17 protein-coding genes are annotated in these 16,380 nt (G+C 49.5%); 14 read left to right on the top strand and 3 right to left on the bottom strand.

All coding sequences use genetic code 11. From position 1 onward, the window contains the following. Positions 1 to 61 precede the first annotated feature (61 nt). The 4 genes from D3P09_RS00505 (at position 62) to D3P09_RS00490 (ending at position 2,664) form a co-directional block, all read left to right on the top strand. Positions 62 to 478: an Rrf2 family transcriptional regulator gene (locus tag D3P09_RS00505; RefSeq protein WP_120106147.1), complete on the top strand. Its 417-nt coding sequence runs from the start codon at positions 62 to 64 to the stop codon at positions 476 to 478. Between the two features lie 101 nt (positions 479 to 579). Beyond that, the gene (locus D3P09_RS00500; RefSeq protein ID WP_120106144.1) at positions 580 to 1,437 is read left to right on the top strand and encodes an NAD(P)H-binding protein; all 858 of its coding nucleotides are present in this window, start codon (positions 580 to 582) and stop codon (positions 1,435 to 1,437) included. 128 nt (positions 1,438 to 1,565) lie between these two features. Then, complete coding sequence (locus tag D3P09_RS00495) at positions 1,566 to 1,976, top strand: TerB family tellurite resistance protein (RefSeq protein ID WP_120106142.1); 411 nt, start codon at positions 1,566 to 1,568, stop codon at positions 1,974 to 1,976. 196 nt (positions 1,977 to 2,172) lie between these two features. Next, positions 2,173 to 2,664: a DUF2798 domain-containing protein gene (locus D3P09_RS00490; protein ID WP_120106139.1), complete on the top strand. Its 492-nt coding sequence runs from the start codon at positions 2,173 to 2,175 to the stop codon at positions 2,662 to 2,664. 112 nt (positions 2,665 to 2,776) lie between these two features. Here D3P09_RS00490 and D3P09_RS00485 read toward each other — a convergent pair whose 3' ends face one another. Both D3P09_RS00485 and D3P09_RS00480 read right to left on the bottom strand, forming a co-directional pair. Next, positions 2,777 to 3,181, bottom strand: coding sequence for a hypothetical protein (locus D3P09_RS00485; RefSeq protein WP_120106136.1), 405 nt, complete (start codon positions 3,179 to 3,181; stop codon positions 2,777 to 2,779). 123 nt (positions 3,182 to 3,304) lie between these two features. Beyond that, positions 3,305 to 3,997, bottom strand: coding sequence for a Crp/Fnr family transcriptional regulator (locus D3P09_RS00480; protein WP_243643855.1), 693 nt, complete (start codon positions 3,995 to 3,997; stop codon positions 3,305 to 3,307). An 81-nt stretch (positions 3,998 to 4,078) separates the two neighbouring features. Between D3P09_RS00480 and D3P09_RS00475 the strand changes: the two genes are divergently transcribed. From D3P09_RS00475 to D3P09_RS00455, 4 genes are all read left to right on the top strand, one after another. After that, a complete protein-coding gene (locus tag D3P09_RS00475; RefSeq protein ID WP_120106130.1) occupies positions 4,079 to 4,837 on the top strand; it encodes an HAD-IIB family hydrolase in 759 nt (252 codons plus the stop codon). An 850-nt stretch (positions 4,838 to 5,687) separates the two neighbouring features. Next, positions 5,688 to 5,891, top strand: coding sequence for a hypothetical protein (locus D3P09_RS00465; RefSeq protein ID WP_120106124.1), 204 nt, complete (start codon positions 5,688 to 5,690; stop codon positions 5,889 to 5,891). A gap of 90 nt (positions 5,892 to 5,981) precedes the next feature. After that, complete coding sequence (locus D3P09_RS00460; RefSeq protein WP_120106121.1) at positions 5,982 to 6,806, top strand: MerR family transcriptional regulator; 825 nt, start codon at positions 5,982 to 5,984, stop codon at positions 6,804 to 6,806. A 45-nt stretch (positions 6,807 to 6,851) separates the two neighbouring features. Beyond that, entirely contained in the window at positions 6,852 to 7,868 is a 1,017-nt protein-coding gene (locus D3P09_RS00455) for a serine hydrolase domain-containing protein (RefSeq protein ID WP_165867260.1), read from the top strand. A gap of 51 nt (positions 7,869 to 7,919) precedes the next feature. Here D3P09_RS00455 and D3P09_RS00450 read toward each other — a convergent pair whose 3' ends face one another. Further along, positions 7,920 to 8,270: a hypothetical protein gene (locus tag D3P09_RS00450; protein WP_120106119.1), complete on the bottom strand. Its 351-nt coding sequence runs from the start codon at positions 8,268 to 8,270 to the stop codon at positions 7,920 to 7,922. A 309-nt stretch (positions 8,271 to 8,579) separates the two neighbouring features. On the opposite strand from D3P09_RS00450, the gene D3P09_RS00445 reads away from it, so the two are divergent. From D3P09_RS00445 to D3P09_RS00420, 6 genes are all read left to right on the top strand, one after another. Beyond that, positions 8,580 to 10,691 (top strand): PBP1A family penicillin-binding protein, encoded by a 2,112-nt coding sequence (locus tag D3P09_RS00445; RefSeq protein ID WP_120106116.1) that lies wholly within the window; start codon positions 8,580 to 8,582, stop codon positions 10,689 to 10,691. A 141-nt stretch (positions 10,692 to 10,832) separates the two neighbouring features. Beyond that, on the top strand, positions 10,833 to 11,297 hold the full coding sequence (locus D3P09_RS00440; RefSeq protein WP_341538272.1) for an SMI1/KNR4 family protein: 465 nt from the start codon (positions 10,833 to 10,835) through the stop codon (positions 11,295 to 11,297). Between the two features lie 169 nt (positions 11,298 to 11,466). Continuing rightward, on the top strand, positions 11,467 to 11,895 hold the full coding sequence (locus tag D3P09_RS00435) for an SRPBCC family protein (RefSeq protein WP_120106110.1): 429 nt from the start codon (positions 11,467 to 11,469) through the stop codon (positions 11,893 to 11,895). A gap of 263 nt (positions 11,896 to 12,158) precedes the next feature. Then, positions 12,159 to 13,139 carry an aldo/keto reductase gene (locus D3P09_RS00430; RefSeq protein WP_120106108.1) on the top strand — a complete coding sequence of 327 codons (981 nt, stop codon included), beginning with the start codon at positions 12,159 to 12,161 and terminating at the stop codon, positions 13,137 to 13,139. A gap of 155 nt (positions 13,140 to 13,294) precedes the next feature. Beyond that, a complete protein-coding gene (locus D3P09_RS00425) occupies positions 13,295 to 13,603 on the top strand; it encodes a hypothetical protein (RefSeq protein WP_120106104.1) in 309 nt (102 codons plus the stop codon). A gap of 1,472 nt (positions 13,604 to 15,075) precedes the next feature. Next, a complete protein-coding gene (locus D3P09_RS00420; RefSeq protein ID WP_120106101.1) occupies positions 15,076 to 16,329 on the top strand; it encodes an MFS transporter in 1,254 nt (417 codons plus the stop codon). The last annotated feature ends 51 nt before the right edge of the window (positions 16,330 to 16,380 follow it).

Raw genomic sequence — 16,380 nt, 5'->3', positions numbered from 1 at the left:
TCCGCGCAAAGTTGACATTGCGTTTCGTTGTAACTATAATGGGTACAACGGGGTGATCCAATTGAAGCAAATCAGTACGCGGTTCTCCATTGCGGTTCATACCTTGTCGCTTATAGCCTACACGCCGAATGAGTGTACAGGGGATTATATTGCGGCTAGCGTCAATACGAACCCTGTCGTAATTCGCAGAATTATGGGCATGCTGAAGAAGGCGGGACTGGTGGAGGTGCGTCCCGGCGTTGGAGGTGCTTCTCTGCTGAAGAAGCCGGAGGAGATAACGCTCCTGGATATTTACAGGGCGGTTAATGTCATTGAAGAGAATCAGTTATTTCGGTTCCATGAGGATCCGAACAAGCGTTGTCCAGTCGGCCGCAATATCGAGTCGGTCCTGCAAGCGGAGATGAGCGATGCTCAATCGGCGATGGAGGAGAGGCTCTCGCAGACGACACTGGACCAGCTTACGGCCCAATTCGAATAAATGAAGGCTCCTGCAAGAGGGCTTTTATTTTTCATATAGTTGTAACTGTTATGGTTATAACAATAATTATTACAACAAATCGAAATATGGAGGAATGAGCAATGAAATGGTTAGTTACAGGCGCAACAGGGAAACTGGGCTCTAAAGTTGTGGAGACGCTGCTGAAGAAGGTTCCGGCGGCAGAACTGGCGGTCAGCGTCAGAAATCCGGAGAAAGCGGAGCATCTGCGGGCACGCGGCATCGATGTGCGACATGGCGACTTCGACCAGCCGGACACGTTGGATGCGGCGTTTGCAGGAGTAGAGCGGCTGCTGATCATCTCCGCGGACGGAGATAACGAGACCAGAATCCGCCAGCATGCGAATGCGGTTGCTGCCGCTGAGCGGGCCGGCGTAGCTTTTATCGCCTATACAAGCTTGGCGAATGCAGCTGATAGCGAGATCTTTCTTGCGCCGGTGCATCGTGTGACGGAAGAAGCCATTGTGAAGACAGGCATTCCGTATTCATTCCTGCGCAATAATTGGTATCTGGAGAATGAAGCCCGCAGCATTCAAGCCGTCTTGGCAGGTGCTCCATGGGTAACCTCCGCAGGCGGAGGTAAAGTAGGCTGGGCGCCGCAACAGGATTATGCAGAGGCAGCAGCAGCCGTCTTGGCAGGCGAAGGGCATGAGAAAACCATCTACGAGCTGTCCGGACCGCTTCTCAGCCAAGAGCAATTGACCTCGGCGCTTGGCGAAGTGCTTAAGCGGGAAGTTCCGATACAGCAGGTGGATGACGCAGCTTATGCTGCAATCATGAAGGAAGCAGGCATTCCGGACTTTGTGCTGCCGATTCTGACCGGTATTCAGGAAGGCATACGGACAGGTGCGCTTGAGGTGGAGAGGGCGGATTTCGAGAAGCTGCTTGGCCGTCCCGTCACACCGATCCGCGAAGCTCTGGCCCAACTTGTGAATGGATAATATAGTAGCGGAAAATTTGAATTATCCCTAGTTGAATTCCGAACGCGACTCTACTAAACTGAACATAATTCCCTATTTCCATCGTATGGACATGCATGTATGGGATGTTAGAAGAGGAGCGTGCTGAAGTGTTTTTGCATTTTATTGTTGACCGCGGGCATAAGGAAGCTTTTCTGGATCTGGCGCATCGGATTGCTTCATCAGACGGATTCATTAATCGCAATGAACGCAATTATATTCAAGGCTGGCTGGTGGAGCTTGGACTTGAGGATTGGACGCCGGAGGCCAGGGCGCATCTGTCGACTGCCGAGCTGCTCGGCAATGTGCAGGATGATCGAATTAAGAATATTTTCTTGGCTGAGCTGCTGCTCTTGATCTTTGCGGACGGCAATTTCAATGACGCGGAGAAGCAGATCGCAAATGAGATTCAGCGCCTGTTCGGCTGCGACGACGAGACGTTCGGCAAGTTCAGAAGCTGGGTGGAGCAGATGAACGCTCTCAAGGTAGAAGGGATGAAGCTGGTGCTTCATACAAGCTAATCAGAGTTAAATTCGTATAAATATCGGAATAGCGGGCGGATGGAACAAGCAATTGTTCCTTCTGTCCGCTATTTTCATTTTCGCGAATGCAGTCATCTAACGGCAGCTGTTATCCCAAATGTTCGAAAAGTTGTCACTTATGAAAGGCGGTTGTGAACTTCTATAATGACAAAAACGAACAGAAAGGAAGAGGATAATGCCTAGATCGAAAAAAGAAGAGTTTTATTTTGGAATCATGATGGTTACCGGTATGGTCGTCTGTATGACGACGTACAATGTAATTCGGAATGATGCTGCAGGGACGCTGACCTGGCAGGCTGCGTTCATTCAACTGCTGGCGGGTTTTGCGGTGGCGTTTGCCGTGGAGATGTTTGCGGTGGGACCCATCGCGAAAAAGCTGGCATTTGCGCTGCCATACGACAAGTCGAAGAAGCTTTATGAGATTATGGTTCTGGCATTTTTTATGGTAACGGGCATGGTTTTAAGCATGTCGGTCTTTGGACTAGGGTTGTCGTATTACTCCGGGCATTGGGGAGGCGATTCGCTGGTCGCTAGCTATTTCTCGTTAGTCTTCTATAATTTCGTATTTGCTTTCCCGCTGCAACTGCTTGTCATGGGGCCGCTTGTCCGGTTTTTGTTCAGCAAATATGTGCAGAATAGGTTGTCCAGGCCGGCGGAAATTTCTTAGTAGTATACGCTTGGCAGGATGTGCCTTCAAAGCGGCAATTCCAGCCAAGCGTTTGTACAGGCAAGAGGCTGTCCTCGTTAGGGCAGCCTCTTGCAGTACTCGTAAAACTTAACTATACAACGTAGTGGCCCATGTAAACATAAGATGTGCCATTCGGATGGTTCGGCCCAGTTAGCGAAACTTTCAAATAGTAGGTTTGGTTCGCTTGAACCGTGATTCCGCTGTTGTGATTAGGAATGACGTTAAAGTTGGCATCCAGCAATTGGACTTGCAGCGGCCCGCCGTAATTCGTATGCACCACGGTAATTAGCGCTGTACCGCTTCTGTGAGTTGTAAACTTATGAAGCTTGCTGCTAGAGCCGAAGGTGGTGATCTGGCCCGTATGGAATACTGTCGGACCGGTCGTCACATCGCTCATCGAATGCGAAGTGTCGTAAGCAGAAACCTTACTTGCAGGAGCTAGAATACTTAAAGATAGAAGTGCGAAAGCAAGTATGAATGTATACGCTTTTTTCATAACACATCCCTCTTTTCGCTTTTAGAATTGAAATCTATCTTCACTGTATTCTTTTTGCAAGGTTTTGTAAATATTAACAGAAAAGTAGTCACAATATTACATGATCATGCAAGTTTCTATCATTTATTCATAGCGAAGCCCGTTCGACAATTGGTCCAGCCGGTTCCAATCTTGAACCGCCAGCCTTTTTTTCTCTTTCTTTATGACACCCATTCCAATTAGCTTGGTCACGACCCGATTAAGATGGCGTGGCGTCGTTCCGATCAGGGATGCGATCTCGGCAATATACGGCGTCAGGATTTCCTTGCCGAACTCATGCTGCAGCCTGGTGGAGATCAGATAGCTGGCAAACCGTTCCTCGACGGTGGCCAGCAGGTTGATTCTGGATGCAGTGGTGCATGTGAGCAGCTTATAGGAAAGATGCTTCAGCAATTCCTGCAAGAGAAGGTTATTATGCAGCATCTCTACATCAACGGCGCGTTTGTTCACAAATAAAAAGGCAGAAGGCTCGACAGCTTCAACCTGGGATTGTATCGGAACCTTCTGGATCCATTCAATATCGCCGAAGACGGACAGCGGAGCGCAAAATCGCAAGAGCAGCGCCTTTCCAGTTGTTACGCTGGAGGATACTTTCGTGCGGCCGCTTACCTGAAAGTACAGCCCGTCCAATTCATTGCCTTCATGCAATATGACTTCGCCCTGTTCATAGTCACGCAGCTGAATCGGCAGGGCGTCAGAAGGGGAGAGCAATTGGTCAAGCCGGTGCTGGGTCAAATACTGGCGAATTCTCGCAGGATCAACGCTAGTTTTCATCATGTTCCTCCTTTTTGGACATTTGTCCTTTTTATTATACTCGCAATTGCTAAGATAGGAGAAAACATAAGGAGCAACACATCGATGAAGATTGTATTTGATTTGGATGGAACGATCTGCTTTTCGGGAAAGCCGCTGACGCGCGCAATGGTTCAGGCGCTTGATGCGCTTGCGAATCATGGATATGAGATTATATTCGCTTCGGCAAGACCGATCCGCGATTTGCTGCCTGTATTGCCCGAGCATATGCACCATTATCCCATGGTGGGCGGCAACGGGGCCTTCGCGGCAGCGGGAGGGCAACTCATCTCGCTGACTCCATTTGATCAAGCAACGAAAGAACAACTTTTGCAGCTATTGCTTCATTTCAAAGCCGATTATTTGCTGGACAGCAGCTGGGATTACGCTTATACAGGAGATGACGAGCATCCGATCCGGCGCAATCTGGACCCTCACGGGAAGGCGCGCAATCTCCCATATAGCGAGCTGACCGAAATTGTGAAGATGGTGGTCTTGCGTTGTCATGATGGGGATCGTATGCTGTCGGAATTACAGCAGCTGTCTGTTGTGACGTACGTGCACGGCACCGAGGACATTATGGATATTAGTCCCCAAGGCGTAGACAAGTGGTCGGGCCTCCAGGCATTGGGATTGCGCCCACAGGAATATATTGCCTTTGGCAATGACGCCAATGACATCTCGATGTTCAGACATGCTAGCCGCTCGATATGTGTGGGAGAGCATGCAGAGCTCAAGCGGATCGCTACCCACTCCGTCAAGAGCATGGAAGAGCAAGTTATTGAGAAAATCTTCGGCTTAATTCCGGCAAAGTCAAAATTTTAGCTGCGCTTGCTGTACTTTTTTTGAATAGGGCTGCTTATCCCGTTTGCTCAGGAATGGTGGCATGTGTATGATCATTGAGCCCCCTTGTCTGTATTTTGCGGTGTTACTTTGAACGTTACAGTGTGCGATAGATGATGTCTATGGAAGGATTGAAAAAGCGACATTGATTTCCTAAGCTGCAAACGCAATACTAAAGCCCAGACAAGCTATACCAAAATCGGGAGGCAATGGGATGGGAGATGGATAGATTTGAGCCATGTGATCGAAGACGGGTTAGTGACATATAAAGGGTAGCCGGTCCCAGTGGTGAGGTGGTTGGAGGGAACTGTAAGCTGTGTTTTGTAGCTGTGTAGTAGGTGAATGGTTGGAGTGAGCAGAAAGCCGAGTTTCTCGGCTTGCAGAAGCACGAGAGTGGTTGAGGAGAGCTGTACGCCGAGTTTCTCGGCTTGCAGAAGCACGAGAGTGGTTGAGGAGAGCTGTACGCCGAGTTTCTCGGCTTGCAGAAGCACGAGAGTGGTTGAGGAGAGCTGTACGCCGAGTTTCTCGGCTTTCAGAAGCACGAGAGTGGTTGAGGAGAGCTGTACGCCGAGTTTCTCGGCTTGCAGAAGCACGGGAGTGGTTGGGGAGAGCTGTACGCCGAGTTTCTCGGCTTTCAGAAGCTGACTCAGCAGTGTGTGCAGCTCAGCTCCTACGGTACTATGTCAGCTGATTTGTGCCCAAGCACCGCATGGACAGCAACATCGCAATGGCTGTGAAGGCTGATTTGACAGAAAAGGATTGGAAGAAACCCTTAATATTCCATTTTCTATCTGCTATAATAGATAGCAATCCTGTCAGGAGGAGTGAGCAGATGGTCAATCAAAAGTCAATCGGACCCGGCACCGCAATGCTGCTCATACTGGCGCTTGGATTTCTATTCAATTTCAAACTTACGTCCATTTCGTTCTATAAAACTATGTTGAAAAAGCCGCGCGAAACGCGGTTTTTTTGTTGGACAGATAACAGGGAAAGCAGCAAATGGCCGTTGACTTTACCCTTAGGGGAAGCCGCATAGTGGGGATTGAGCAAGGCCGCGGCTTGCTAGAGCATTTCACATAGGACAGACAGAGGCAGAGACAGAGACAGAGATGAGCGGAGGTGACATATGCTCTCGATTGGAGAATTCTCGAAAATATGCGGCGTATCGACGAAGACGCTGCGCTATTATGCGGAGATAGGGCTGATTCATCCGGAGGAGGTCAATCCCGAAAGCGGCTATCGCTATTATTCCATCCGGCAACTGAAAACGATGCTGCTCATCAACCGTTTGAAATCGTATCATTTTCCGCTTGAAGAGATTAAGACGATGCTGGAATGGGAGCAGGATCAGGCCGATGAGAAGCTGTCAGCGGCTTTGCAGCGCAAAGCCTTTGAGCTTCAGCAGCAGATTGACGCCTACACGTATACGTTGAAACAAATGAAGAAAGATGCCTCTCACTTGGGACAGGGAATACCGATGATGGCCTATTTGGATGGTATCGACGTTCAATTGGTTGAGACGCCATCGATGAATCTGCTCTATTCGCGGCAGATGCTGGGCGCAGATGACTATGCGGCAGGTTATGGACTGTATCTAAGCAAGCTATATGAAAAAATAGCAAAAGAAAAGCTGACGATTCTGGGTACTCCGATGACCATTTATCACAGCCCGGAGTATCATCCGTCCGGCAACGATACGGAATTTGCAATTCCGGTGAAAGAAATAGTGACCGGCACCCGAGATTTTCCAGGCGGCTTGTGCGCAAAGTCTGTGCTCAAGGGGCCTTATGTCGGAATGTCATCGGTCCTGGCCAGGTTGCGGGAGTGGATCGAATTGGAAGGGTTCGAGGTCATAAGATCGCCATATGAAATCTATGTGACCGATCCCGCGCAGCTAGTCGATCCCGGGGATAATGTGACGGAGATTTATTTTCCCGTGAGGAAAAAGTAACGGGCACAATCAGATGCATATTGGAATTAGCAGAGGGGGAGAAGCATGTCGACGATGAATTGGCCGGCATTCCAAAGGGCTTCATCGTGTCCGGTTGGAGATCCGGCAAGCCTGTCACGTCTGGATGAGATCATAGCAGCGGAATTTAGCAATATTACAGGAATAGTAGCAGTGAAGCAGGGATCGATTGTGTATGAAAATTATTATAATGGCTTTGCAGAAGAAGATAAGCAGCATGTCGCCTCGGTTACGAAGAGCGTTTTGTCGGCTCTCATCGGCATCGCGATAGATAAAGGGTTTATAGAAGATGAAAACGCCAAGGTAGTGGACTTTTTTCCCGAGTATGCGTTGGACGAACTGGATGTGGAGGAGCAGCGCAAGGATATAACGATCCGCCATCTGCTTACGATGACGGCGCCTCATCCTCATGACGACTGGCAGGAGCCGCTTGATCAATTGTGCATGCAGCCCGATTGGATCTATTATACGCTGAGCAGGCTAGGACAACTCGGCGAGATTGGCGATTTCAAATACAGCACAGCAGGGGCTCATCTGCTATCGGCTATTCTTACCCGCAGTACAGGGCTTAGCGCGCGCGAGTTCGCCAATGGGCATTTGTTTGGTCCCGCAGGCATGCATATAATTCCAGACTTTCCGATGGAGGCTTACGGCTTTGACGAACTGTTCGGCCAAGGGGTAAGGGGCTGGGTCCATGATCCGGGCCGGTATTCGACAGGCGGTTGGGGACTCACGCTGACAACCCGCGACATGGCACGATTCGGTCAATTGTATCTAAATCGCGGAAGACTGGAGAATAAGCAGATCATTCCGGAGAGCTGGGTGGAGAAATCGGTAGCGATGAATCCGAATCAATACGGTTATTTATGGTGGCTGCGCAATGAAGGCGGAATTCAATCCTATTCCGCGCTTGGCGATGGAGGCAATATGATCTGCTGCTTGCCGGAGCTGGGGATGGCCTTCGCCATCTCTTCAACCTTTATGATTAATCCGCGAGATCGCTGGTTCTTGATTAACGATTATTTGATTCCTGCGCTGAGCTAGTGAGGAAGCCCTTCGGCCATATGTCGAAGGGCTTCAAGCTTCTTGCGCTACTCAATAAGATGTTGGCATCAGATGGACATGATCCATGGAACAATAGTAGTTGCTGTACGTGAAATCTGTAATATAATTGCCCGATGACAAGTATCCGACGGGAATGCTGAGTTCGGTATAGGAACCGGATACGGTTCTAGTCGTTTGGAAAACCAAGTAAGAAGGCGAGCCATAAGGATCGGCGCGGTAAACCTTAATCGTCACGTCGCATGGCGTGCTGGAGAAGCATTGAATGCCGGCTCGCAGATCATAGTTGCCGGACGGATTCACCGCATGATATCCGCCGTCGGCCGAAGCGGTGGCGGCAAAAGTAAAAAATACAGTCAACAATATTAATATCGCTTTCTTCATCCTCATAACCTCCCTCGAATTGGCACAGCTCAGATATAACCTAACCGGATGACCCTCAACTGACTGCTATCCCTCCTCTCTATAAACAGATCGTTCAAATTCCCAAAAAATAACCGCATTCGGGATCCAAAACGAGAGTCGATGCCGACTCTTAACAAGCTGGATCCCCATGCGGTTATTTTCTATTATATACCAATTCAAAGAACTCTGAATGGGAATACGGTTATCCTGCCGGGTAGGCCGAACGACTCAAAACGGCAACTCCTTACGAATGTTATGGGAAGAAAACCGATTCGGGAGGACTAAGCAATGAGCAAGACAAAGACAGAGGCCCGTACGCGGCGAAGTTTGTTATGGAAAAGAGGGCTGATCCTGCTTGGCCTAATCGTCTTGGCAATGGGGGTTTCGGGGTGGTTCGGGCTGCGCATGCTGGTAGCGGCGCAGGACGTGACGGAGCTGGATGAACCGCTTCCGGCGGCTACTGTGCTGTACGATGAAAATGGCGAAGAAGCGGTTGTCATATCTTTGAACGAGATTGAACCTGTTACTTATGAGGAGATCCCGCAGCATATGATTCATGCCATTGTGGCGGTGGAAGATAAGCGATTTTACGAGCATGAAGGCATGGATGTATGGGGAATCGGACGCGCGCTGATGCAGAACGCATCGGCAGGCCAGACTGTCCAAGGCGGCAGCACCATCACCCAGCAGCTGGCGAAAAATGTGTTCCTGTCCCATGAACGGACATGGAAGCGCAAGTGGAATGAAGTGCTCTTGGCCCAGAAGATTGAAGATCAATACAGCAAAGAGCAAATTATGACGATGTATCTGAATCAAATCTATTTTGGCGAAGGAGCGTGGGGCATTAAGCGGGCTGCGGAGGTGTATTTCGGAAAGCCTGCTTCCGGGCTGACTCATGCGGAAGCGGCTATGCTGGCAGGGCTGGTGAAGGCGCCCTCCGTACTATCCCCTTACAAACGGCCAGAGCAAGCTATCGAAAGACGCAATCTTGTGCTGTCCCTGATGAAAAATCAAGGTTATATCGGGCAGCAAGAATACGAGCTTGCAGTGAAGGAACCGCTGACGCTGAGGGAATCCAGGCCGAACCGGTCAGATGCGATTCAGTATCCGTACTATACGGATCAGGTCATCCGAGAGGCGATTAATGTGTATGGACTAACCGAAAACGATGTGCTGCATGGCGGCTTGCGCATCTATACAACGCTGAATCCTAGCATGCAGCAGGCTGCGGAGAAAGCATTCGCCAATGAGAGCCTATTCCCGCAGAGCATGGGCGACCAGCTCATTCAGGGGGGGGTTGTGCTGACCGATCCGCGCGACGGCGGGATCAAAGCCGTTGTCGGCGGCAGAGGCAAGCAGCCGTTCCGCGGATTCAATCGCGCGGTGCAGCTGCGCAGGCAGCCGGGTTCTACCATCAAGCCGCTAGCCGTCTACACGCCGGCGCTCGAGAACGGCTTCCGGCCGGACAGCCGGATCCAGGATGAACCGGTACGCTTCGGAACCTATGAGCCAAGGAATGTGGATCAGAAGTTCCATGGCAATGTCACGCTGTATGAAGCATTAATTCAGTCCTACAACATACCTGCTGTCAAGCTGCTAAATGAGATGGGCATCGGGCAAGGAATCGATGCTGCCACCAGATTCGGCTTGCCGCTGGAAGCGGAGGACCGCACGTTGGGTCTTGCGCTTGGCGGAATGCAGCATGGCGTATCTCCGCTGCATATGGCAGAAGCGTTCGGCACGTTCGCGAATGAAGGGAACAGGGCTCAGAGCCATACCATTCTGCGCATTGAATCGGCTGACGGTTCCATCCTGGCAGAGCGCAAGGATGTACCGGCAACGAAAGTGACTTCCTCTGAAATCGCTCAATTGATGACTGCTATGCTGAAAGGCGTAGTCGAGCAAGGCAGCGGCAAGTCGGCGGCGGTCGCAGGCAGGGAAGTTGCCGGCAAGACCGGCACTACGGAGATGCCCGGTGTTGCAGGCGGAGCCAGGGATAATTGGTTTGTCGGCTATACGCCGCAGCTTGTCGGCGCCGTATGGCTTGGCTATGATAATCCGGATACCAGCCATTATTTGACGACGTCCTCGAAGGCTGCCGCAGTCGTATTCCAGGAAATTATGAGCCAAGCGCTGCAGAATCAGCCCGTGATCCCGTTCCCAGCCGTTAAAGCGGTTGATGATTTGAAGCGGAAGGATTATGAAGAGAAAGCGGCCAAGGAGAAGGAGCGGCAGGAGAAAGAGTGGAATAAATGGCAGAAGGATAAGTCGAAAGAGGAAAAGAAGAAAAAGAAAGAGCAAGAGAAAGAAGAAAGGAAACGAAAGAAGGAGCAGGAGAAGAAGGAACGGGAAGAGTGGAAGAGGGACTGGCTGCAAAGAATTTTTCCCGAAAACGATTGAGCCGGTTTTATCATCACTAGTCCATGAGTAGCGTATTTGGATCGTGCCGACTGAGAGAAATGAGAGAATAGTCATGTAACTTCTGCTAGTTGCAAAGCGTATTAAGGGTAATGCAGCTTCATCTAGCGGAAGGAGAATACCATGATGTATGAACAGTTGGCCGAAAAACTTGAGAAAACGAGCGCAATCAGATGGCATCGGGGCCGCGGGGTAAAGAATGAGGAGTGGATTACAACGGCTGAGTCTGAGCTGGGATTCAGCCTGCCCCCGTCTTATCTCTGGTGGATAAGGGAGTATGGCAACGCTTATCTGAACGGCGGATGGATTCTGACGCTTGACGAGCCGGAGCATAGGGATATTACCGATGCTGATTTGATATATATGCACCGCCTCAATCTGGAAGATGAATATAGGAAGGAGCATTTTCCGAATAGGCTTGATGTATATACTCCGGATTCGGACGAGCAGTATTTTTTTGATATTTCTTCAAGAGACGAGCAAGGCGAATTCCCGGTCATGTGCCATGATATGATGAACGGAATTATTGATGTGTACGCGCCTACTTTTGCGGCATTTCTGGAACGGCTGCTCGATGAACACAGCTAAAATCAACCTTACTGAGCGTGGCAAAATGATGTAATGATGAATGGCCTCCGCTTTTTTGGGGAATGGTAACGGTCGCAACTTGCTAGAATCGCAATCCAAAAGAAATCAAGAAACTGTTTTTATGTTATTCTAAGGACAGGCAGCAATTTCAATTGAGGAGGCCATTTCAGTGAGCACAGAGAATCCGACCAAGATTACAGTAGAAGCAATCGTTCAAGCCCCTGTCGAGAGAGTATGGGACTATTGGACACAGCCGGAGCATATTAAGCAATGGAACAACGCTTCCGAAGACTGGCATACTCCGCATGCTGAGAATGACCTCAGAGCAGGCGGCGCCTTCTCTTCCAGAATGGAAGCCAAGGATGGCAGCTTTGGATTCGACTTTGGCGGGGTATACGATGAAGTGAGCGAGCATGAGCGTATCGCTTATACGCTTGGAGACGGCAGAAAGGTCGCTATCGACTTTATCTCCCAGGGGGAAGCTACCCGTGTAGTTGAAACCTTCGAAGCGGAACAGACCAATGCGGTCGAGATGCAGCAAGCCGGATGGCAGGCTATACTCGACAATTTCAAAAAGCATGCAGAAGCGCAGGGCTAAAAGCAGTATATTCACCGTTTAATAGATGAGCAGGTCCGTTTGTGGGCCTGCTTTTTTGTTTGTTTTTAACACTCAATAAATTTCAGACAAAAATGGGTATAGAAATAAGCTGGTGTTTATGAGCACTTAAGCTATGAATGTTAGCATGAAGGTAGACAGTAACTCTATTGGAAGGGTAGCGGATCAATGATTTTCGCTTGACTGAGCGCTGGCTTCATACGTTACACTAGGGAGGAAAACGACCAGAAGGAGTGAACCGCCGAGTGGAATATGTGAAGCTTGGGAATACCGGATTGGATGTTTCGCGAATATGTCTGGGATGCATGGGCTTTGGCGAAGCCGATCGATGGATCCATCCATGGGTGCTGGATGAGGATAGGAGCAGGCCCATTCTGAAGAAGGCGCTGGAGCTCGGCATCAACTTTTTTGATACAGCAAATGTATATTCAGATGGAACAAGCGAAGAAATTGTGGGACGGGCATTAAAGGAGTATGCCAACCGGGATGAAGTTGTCATTGCCACCAAAGTTCACTTCCGCATGCATCCTGGACCTAATGGGGCGGGGTTGTCCCGAAAAGCGATTATGAGCGAGATAGACAAAAGCCTTAAGCGGCTAGGAACAGATTATATAGACCTTTATCAAATTCACCGCTGGGATTACTATACGCCGATCGAAGAGACGATGGAAGCCTTGCATGATGTCGTTAAAGCGGGAAAAGCCAGATATATCGGAGCTTCAGCGATGTATGCCTGGCAATTCCAGAAGGCGCTGTATGTGGCTGAGCGCCATGGCTGGACCAGGTTCGTCTCGATGCAAAACCATCTTAATCTGCTGTATCGCGAAGAGGAGAGGGAGATGCTGCCGTTATGCCGAGAAGAGAAGATCGGCGTTATTCCGTATAGTCCGCTCGCTTCCGGCAGATTGACCCGTGACTGGTCGGAGGCGACTCACCGGTCCGAGACGGATCAAGTGCAGCGGTCCAAATACGATGCCACAGCAGACATGGACCGGGTAATCGTGGAGAGGGCAGCTGCGATTGCAGAGCGGCGCGGCGTGCCGCGCGCGCAGGTGGCGCTCGCTTGGCTGCTTCAGAAGGAGCCGGTTGCCGCCCCGATTATTGGAGCTACCAAAATCTCGCATCTGGAAGATGGCGCAGCGGCGCTGTCACTGCAATTAACGGCAGAGGAAATAGCGTCGCTTGAGGAGCCGTATGTTCCTCATCGAATTGTTGGCTTTGAGTGACGGATATGATAAAAGTTAAGAACAGCCGCCGTTCTGCCTGAGCAGTCCGGTGGTTTTTTTGTTGGTTATTTGCAAAACCTTGACTATAGGAATTGAACGCATTATATTTAGAATTTTAAACGTGATACAAGCCACTATGAACGGGAGGCATTGCCATGAGCCAACGATTCCGAATTACCCGAAGCTTTCAAGAACAGATCTTAGATCAGGAGATTACATTAGAGGAGTGCAAGCAATATTTTGCATCTAAGCCTGATTTCGAATACGCTTCATCCTTTACGGTGAAAGGCCCTGAAAGCACGATGACCATTGACGGAGATTTTTTCATGTGGCACCACGGCGAGAACAAGATTCCATTCCGCCATTATATGGGCGACTTGTACGTCGCCGTCTCGAACGAAGCGGTAGTTCCCAAGATGATCGAAGTTGCAAGCGAGCTTCACGCTGACCTTACGGAGGGCTAATCCTTCTGCAAATTTTTTATATTGTAGGCGGGCTAGGGGGTCTGTATCACCATGTGATCAGTGGTACCGCAGCCCGGACTGCAATCAACAAACCGAAGAAAAGACTGGAATTTCCCCAACTTACACTGGCATATTAAGCGTAACCCCGCCGCCAATAATTTTGTGCGTCCACTATTGAAACCGTTTCATATCTAGTTTTGGAAGCCATTTGGAAGCCATTATAGTGCGATTAGCAACGTGTGGCGTTACTAAATCGAATTTTGCGGCGAATCCGAGCTTGTAACGGTGCAACACACCGTTAGATGCGTATTATCGGCCGTTTGGCGAGTGTAGCAACGTGTGGCGTTGCTACAATGTCTTTTGCAGCGATTTCGAGCATGTAACGGTGCAACACACCGTTAGATGCGTATTATCGCCCGTTTGGCGAGTGTAGCAACGTATGGCGTTGCTACAATGTCTTATGCAGCGATTTCGAGCTTGTAACGGTGCTACACACCGTTAGATGCGTATTATCGCCCGTTAGGCGAGTGTAGCAACGTGTGGCGTTGTTACAATGTCTTTTGTGGCGAATCCGAGCTTGTAACGGTGCTACGCACCGCTAAATGCGTATTATCGCCCGTTTGACAGGTGTAGGAACGTGTGGCGTTGCTACAATGTCTTTTGCAGCGATTTCGAGCTTGTAACGGTGCTATACACCGCTAGATGCGTATTATCGCCCGTTTGACGGGTGTAGCAACGTGTGGCGTTGTTACAATGTCTTTTGTGGCGAATCCGAGCTTGTAACGGTGCTACGCACCGCTAAATGCGTATTATCGCCCGTTTGGCGAGTGTAGCAACGTGTGGCGTTGCTACAATTTCTTTTGCAGCGATTTCGAGCTTGTAACGGTGCTACGCACCGCTAAATGCGTATTATCGCCCGTTTGACGGGTGTAGCAACGTGTGGCGTTGCTACAATTTCTTTTGCAGCGATTTCGAGCTTGTAACGGTGCTATACACCGCTAGATGCCTATTTTCGCCCGTTTGACGGGTGTAGCAACGTGTGGCGTTGCTACAATGTCTTTTGTAGCGATTCTGAGCTTGAAACGGTGCGAAATATCGCTACTAGGGCAGCACGCCATGCTGTGGACGTGTAAGTCTGCACAAATGGTTAACGTCGTTAATTTACTCGTGAAAGTGCAGTGAAATTAGCTAAATAACTGCACCAAGTCTATTAATTAATGCCAATAATTATTGTCATTAATTAATTTTGTCGCATTGATTGCATGAGTTTCAATTGCACTTCAACGCCTTAGCAAATATTTAGCAAATCAAAAGAAATATTGAGCCGATTTTCGTGATAAAGTGAAGTGTGGAGTTCAGAGGGGAGGACAACCAAGCAGCTGCCGGTATATGCAAGTACATATTGGATATAATCGTGGAGTAAGTTGGAGATGAATGACGAAACGATAACAAAATGAAAGGGTACCTATACCATGCCGCACTCGGAAGAGTACAAATTCAATCATTGGAAAAGAAACATTATCTTATTTCTAAGCGGGCAGACGCTCTCGCTATTCGGGTCCGCCCTGGTGCAATATGCGATCATGTGGTACATCACATTGACGACGCAGTCCGGCATTATGATGACGCTTTACATCATCTGCGGATTCATCCCTACTTTCTTGCTCTCGCCGTTCGCCGGTGTATGGGCGGACCGGTTCAACCGGAAAAATCTTATTATGATTGCGGACGGGATGATTGCGTTTGTAACGCTAATCCTTGCCATTACATTTATGCTGGGCTATGAGGCGATGTGGCTCTTCTTCGTAATTGCGGCCGTACGCGCCCTCGGTGCGGGAATCCAGACGCCTGCAGTAGGAGCGATACTGCCGCAAATCGTGCCTCAAGATAAACTAACAAGAGTGAATGGCATTAACGGAAGCATCCAAGCGATCATTATGTTCGTTGCTCCTATTGTCAGCGCAGGTCTTATGACAGCGGCCTCCATCGAAATGATCTTGTTTATCGACGTAGTGACAGCGGCTATTGCGATTTCGACCCTGTTTTTCTTTCTTAAAATTCCGCTTCACAAAAAAGCATCCGAATCTCAGCAAACCGGCTATCTGGATGATTTCAAGGAAGGGCTTCGCTATATCGGGCAGCATGCTTTCCTGAAAACCTTTTTTATTTTCTTTGCCATTTTCTTTGTGTTGATGGCGCCTGCCGCATTCCTGACCCCGCTGCAAACCACCCGCACCTTCGGGGACGAAGTATGGCGGCTGACTGCCATTGAAATTGCGTTTTCTATCGGCATGATGGCGGGCGGAGGAATTATCGCGTCCTGGGGCGGCTTCAAAAATAAAGTCTATACGATGACCATAGCCAGCTTGATCATGGCGGTTTGCACCGTAGCGCTAGGCTTGTCTCCAGTGTTCTGGATTTATCTGGTGTTCATGGGGATATTCGGCGTTGCGATGCCTATCTTCAATACGCCGACAACCGTCATGCTGCAAGAAAAGGTGGATCCCAATTATCTAGGCCGCATCTTCGGCGTGTTCGGGATGATCTCGACTTCCATGATGCCAATCGGGATGCTTATCTTCGGCCCGCTGGCCGATGTCGTCCAGATCGAATGGCTGCTAATCGCCACGGGACTTCTTATGGTGATTCTGACTATTTTCTTTGTAAGCAACAAGCGATTGCTCGAAGCCGGCAAGCCCGCCCAGGCTGAAGCTGTGCAAGAATAAATGTACCAAGCCAAGCCGCCGTAATGGCGGCTTTTTTCTATGTCGTTCGAG

The sequence above is a fragment of the Paenibacillus pinisoli genome, assembly GCF_003605435.1.
GTDB lineage: Bacteria > Bacillota > Bacilli > Paenibacillales > Paenibacillaceae > Pristimantibacillus > Pristimantibacillus pinisoli.
The sequence above is the reverse complement of the archived record's forward strand: the minus strand, read 5'-3'. Positions and strand labels throughout refer to the sequence as shown.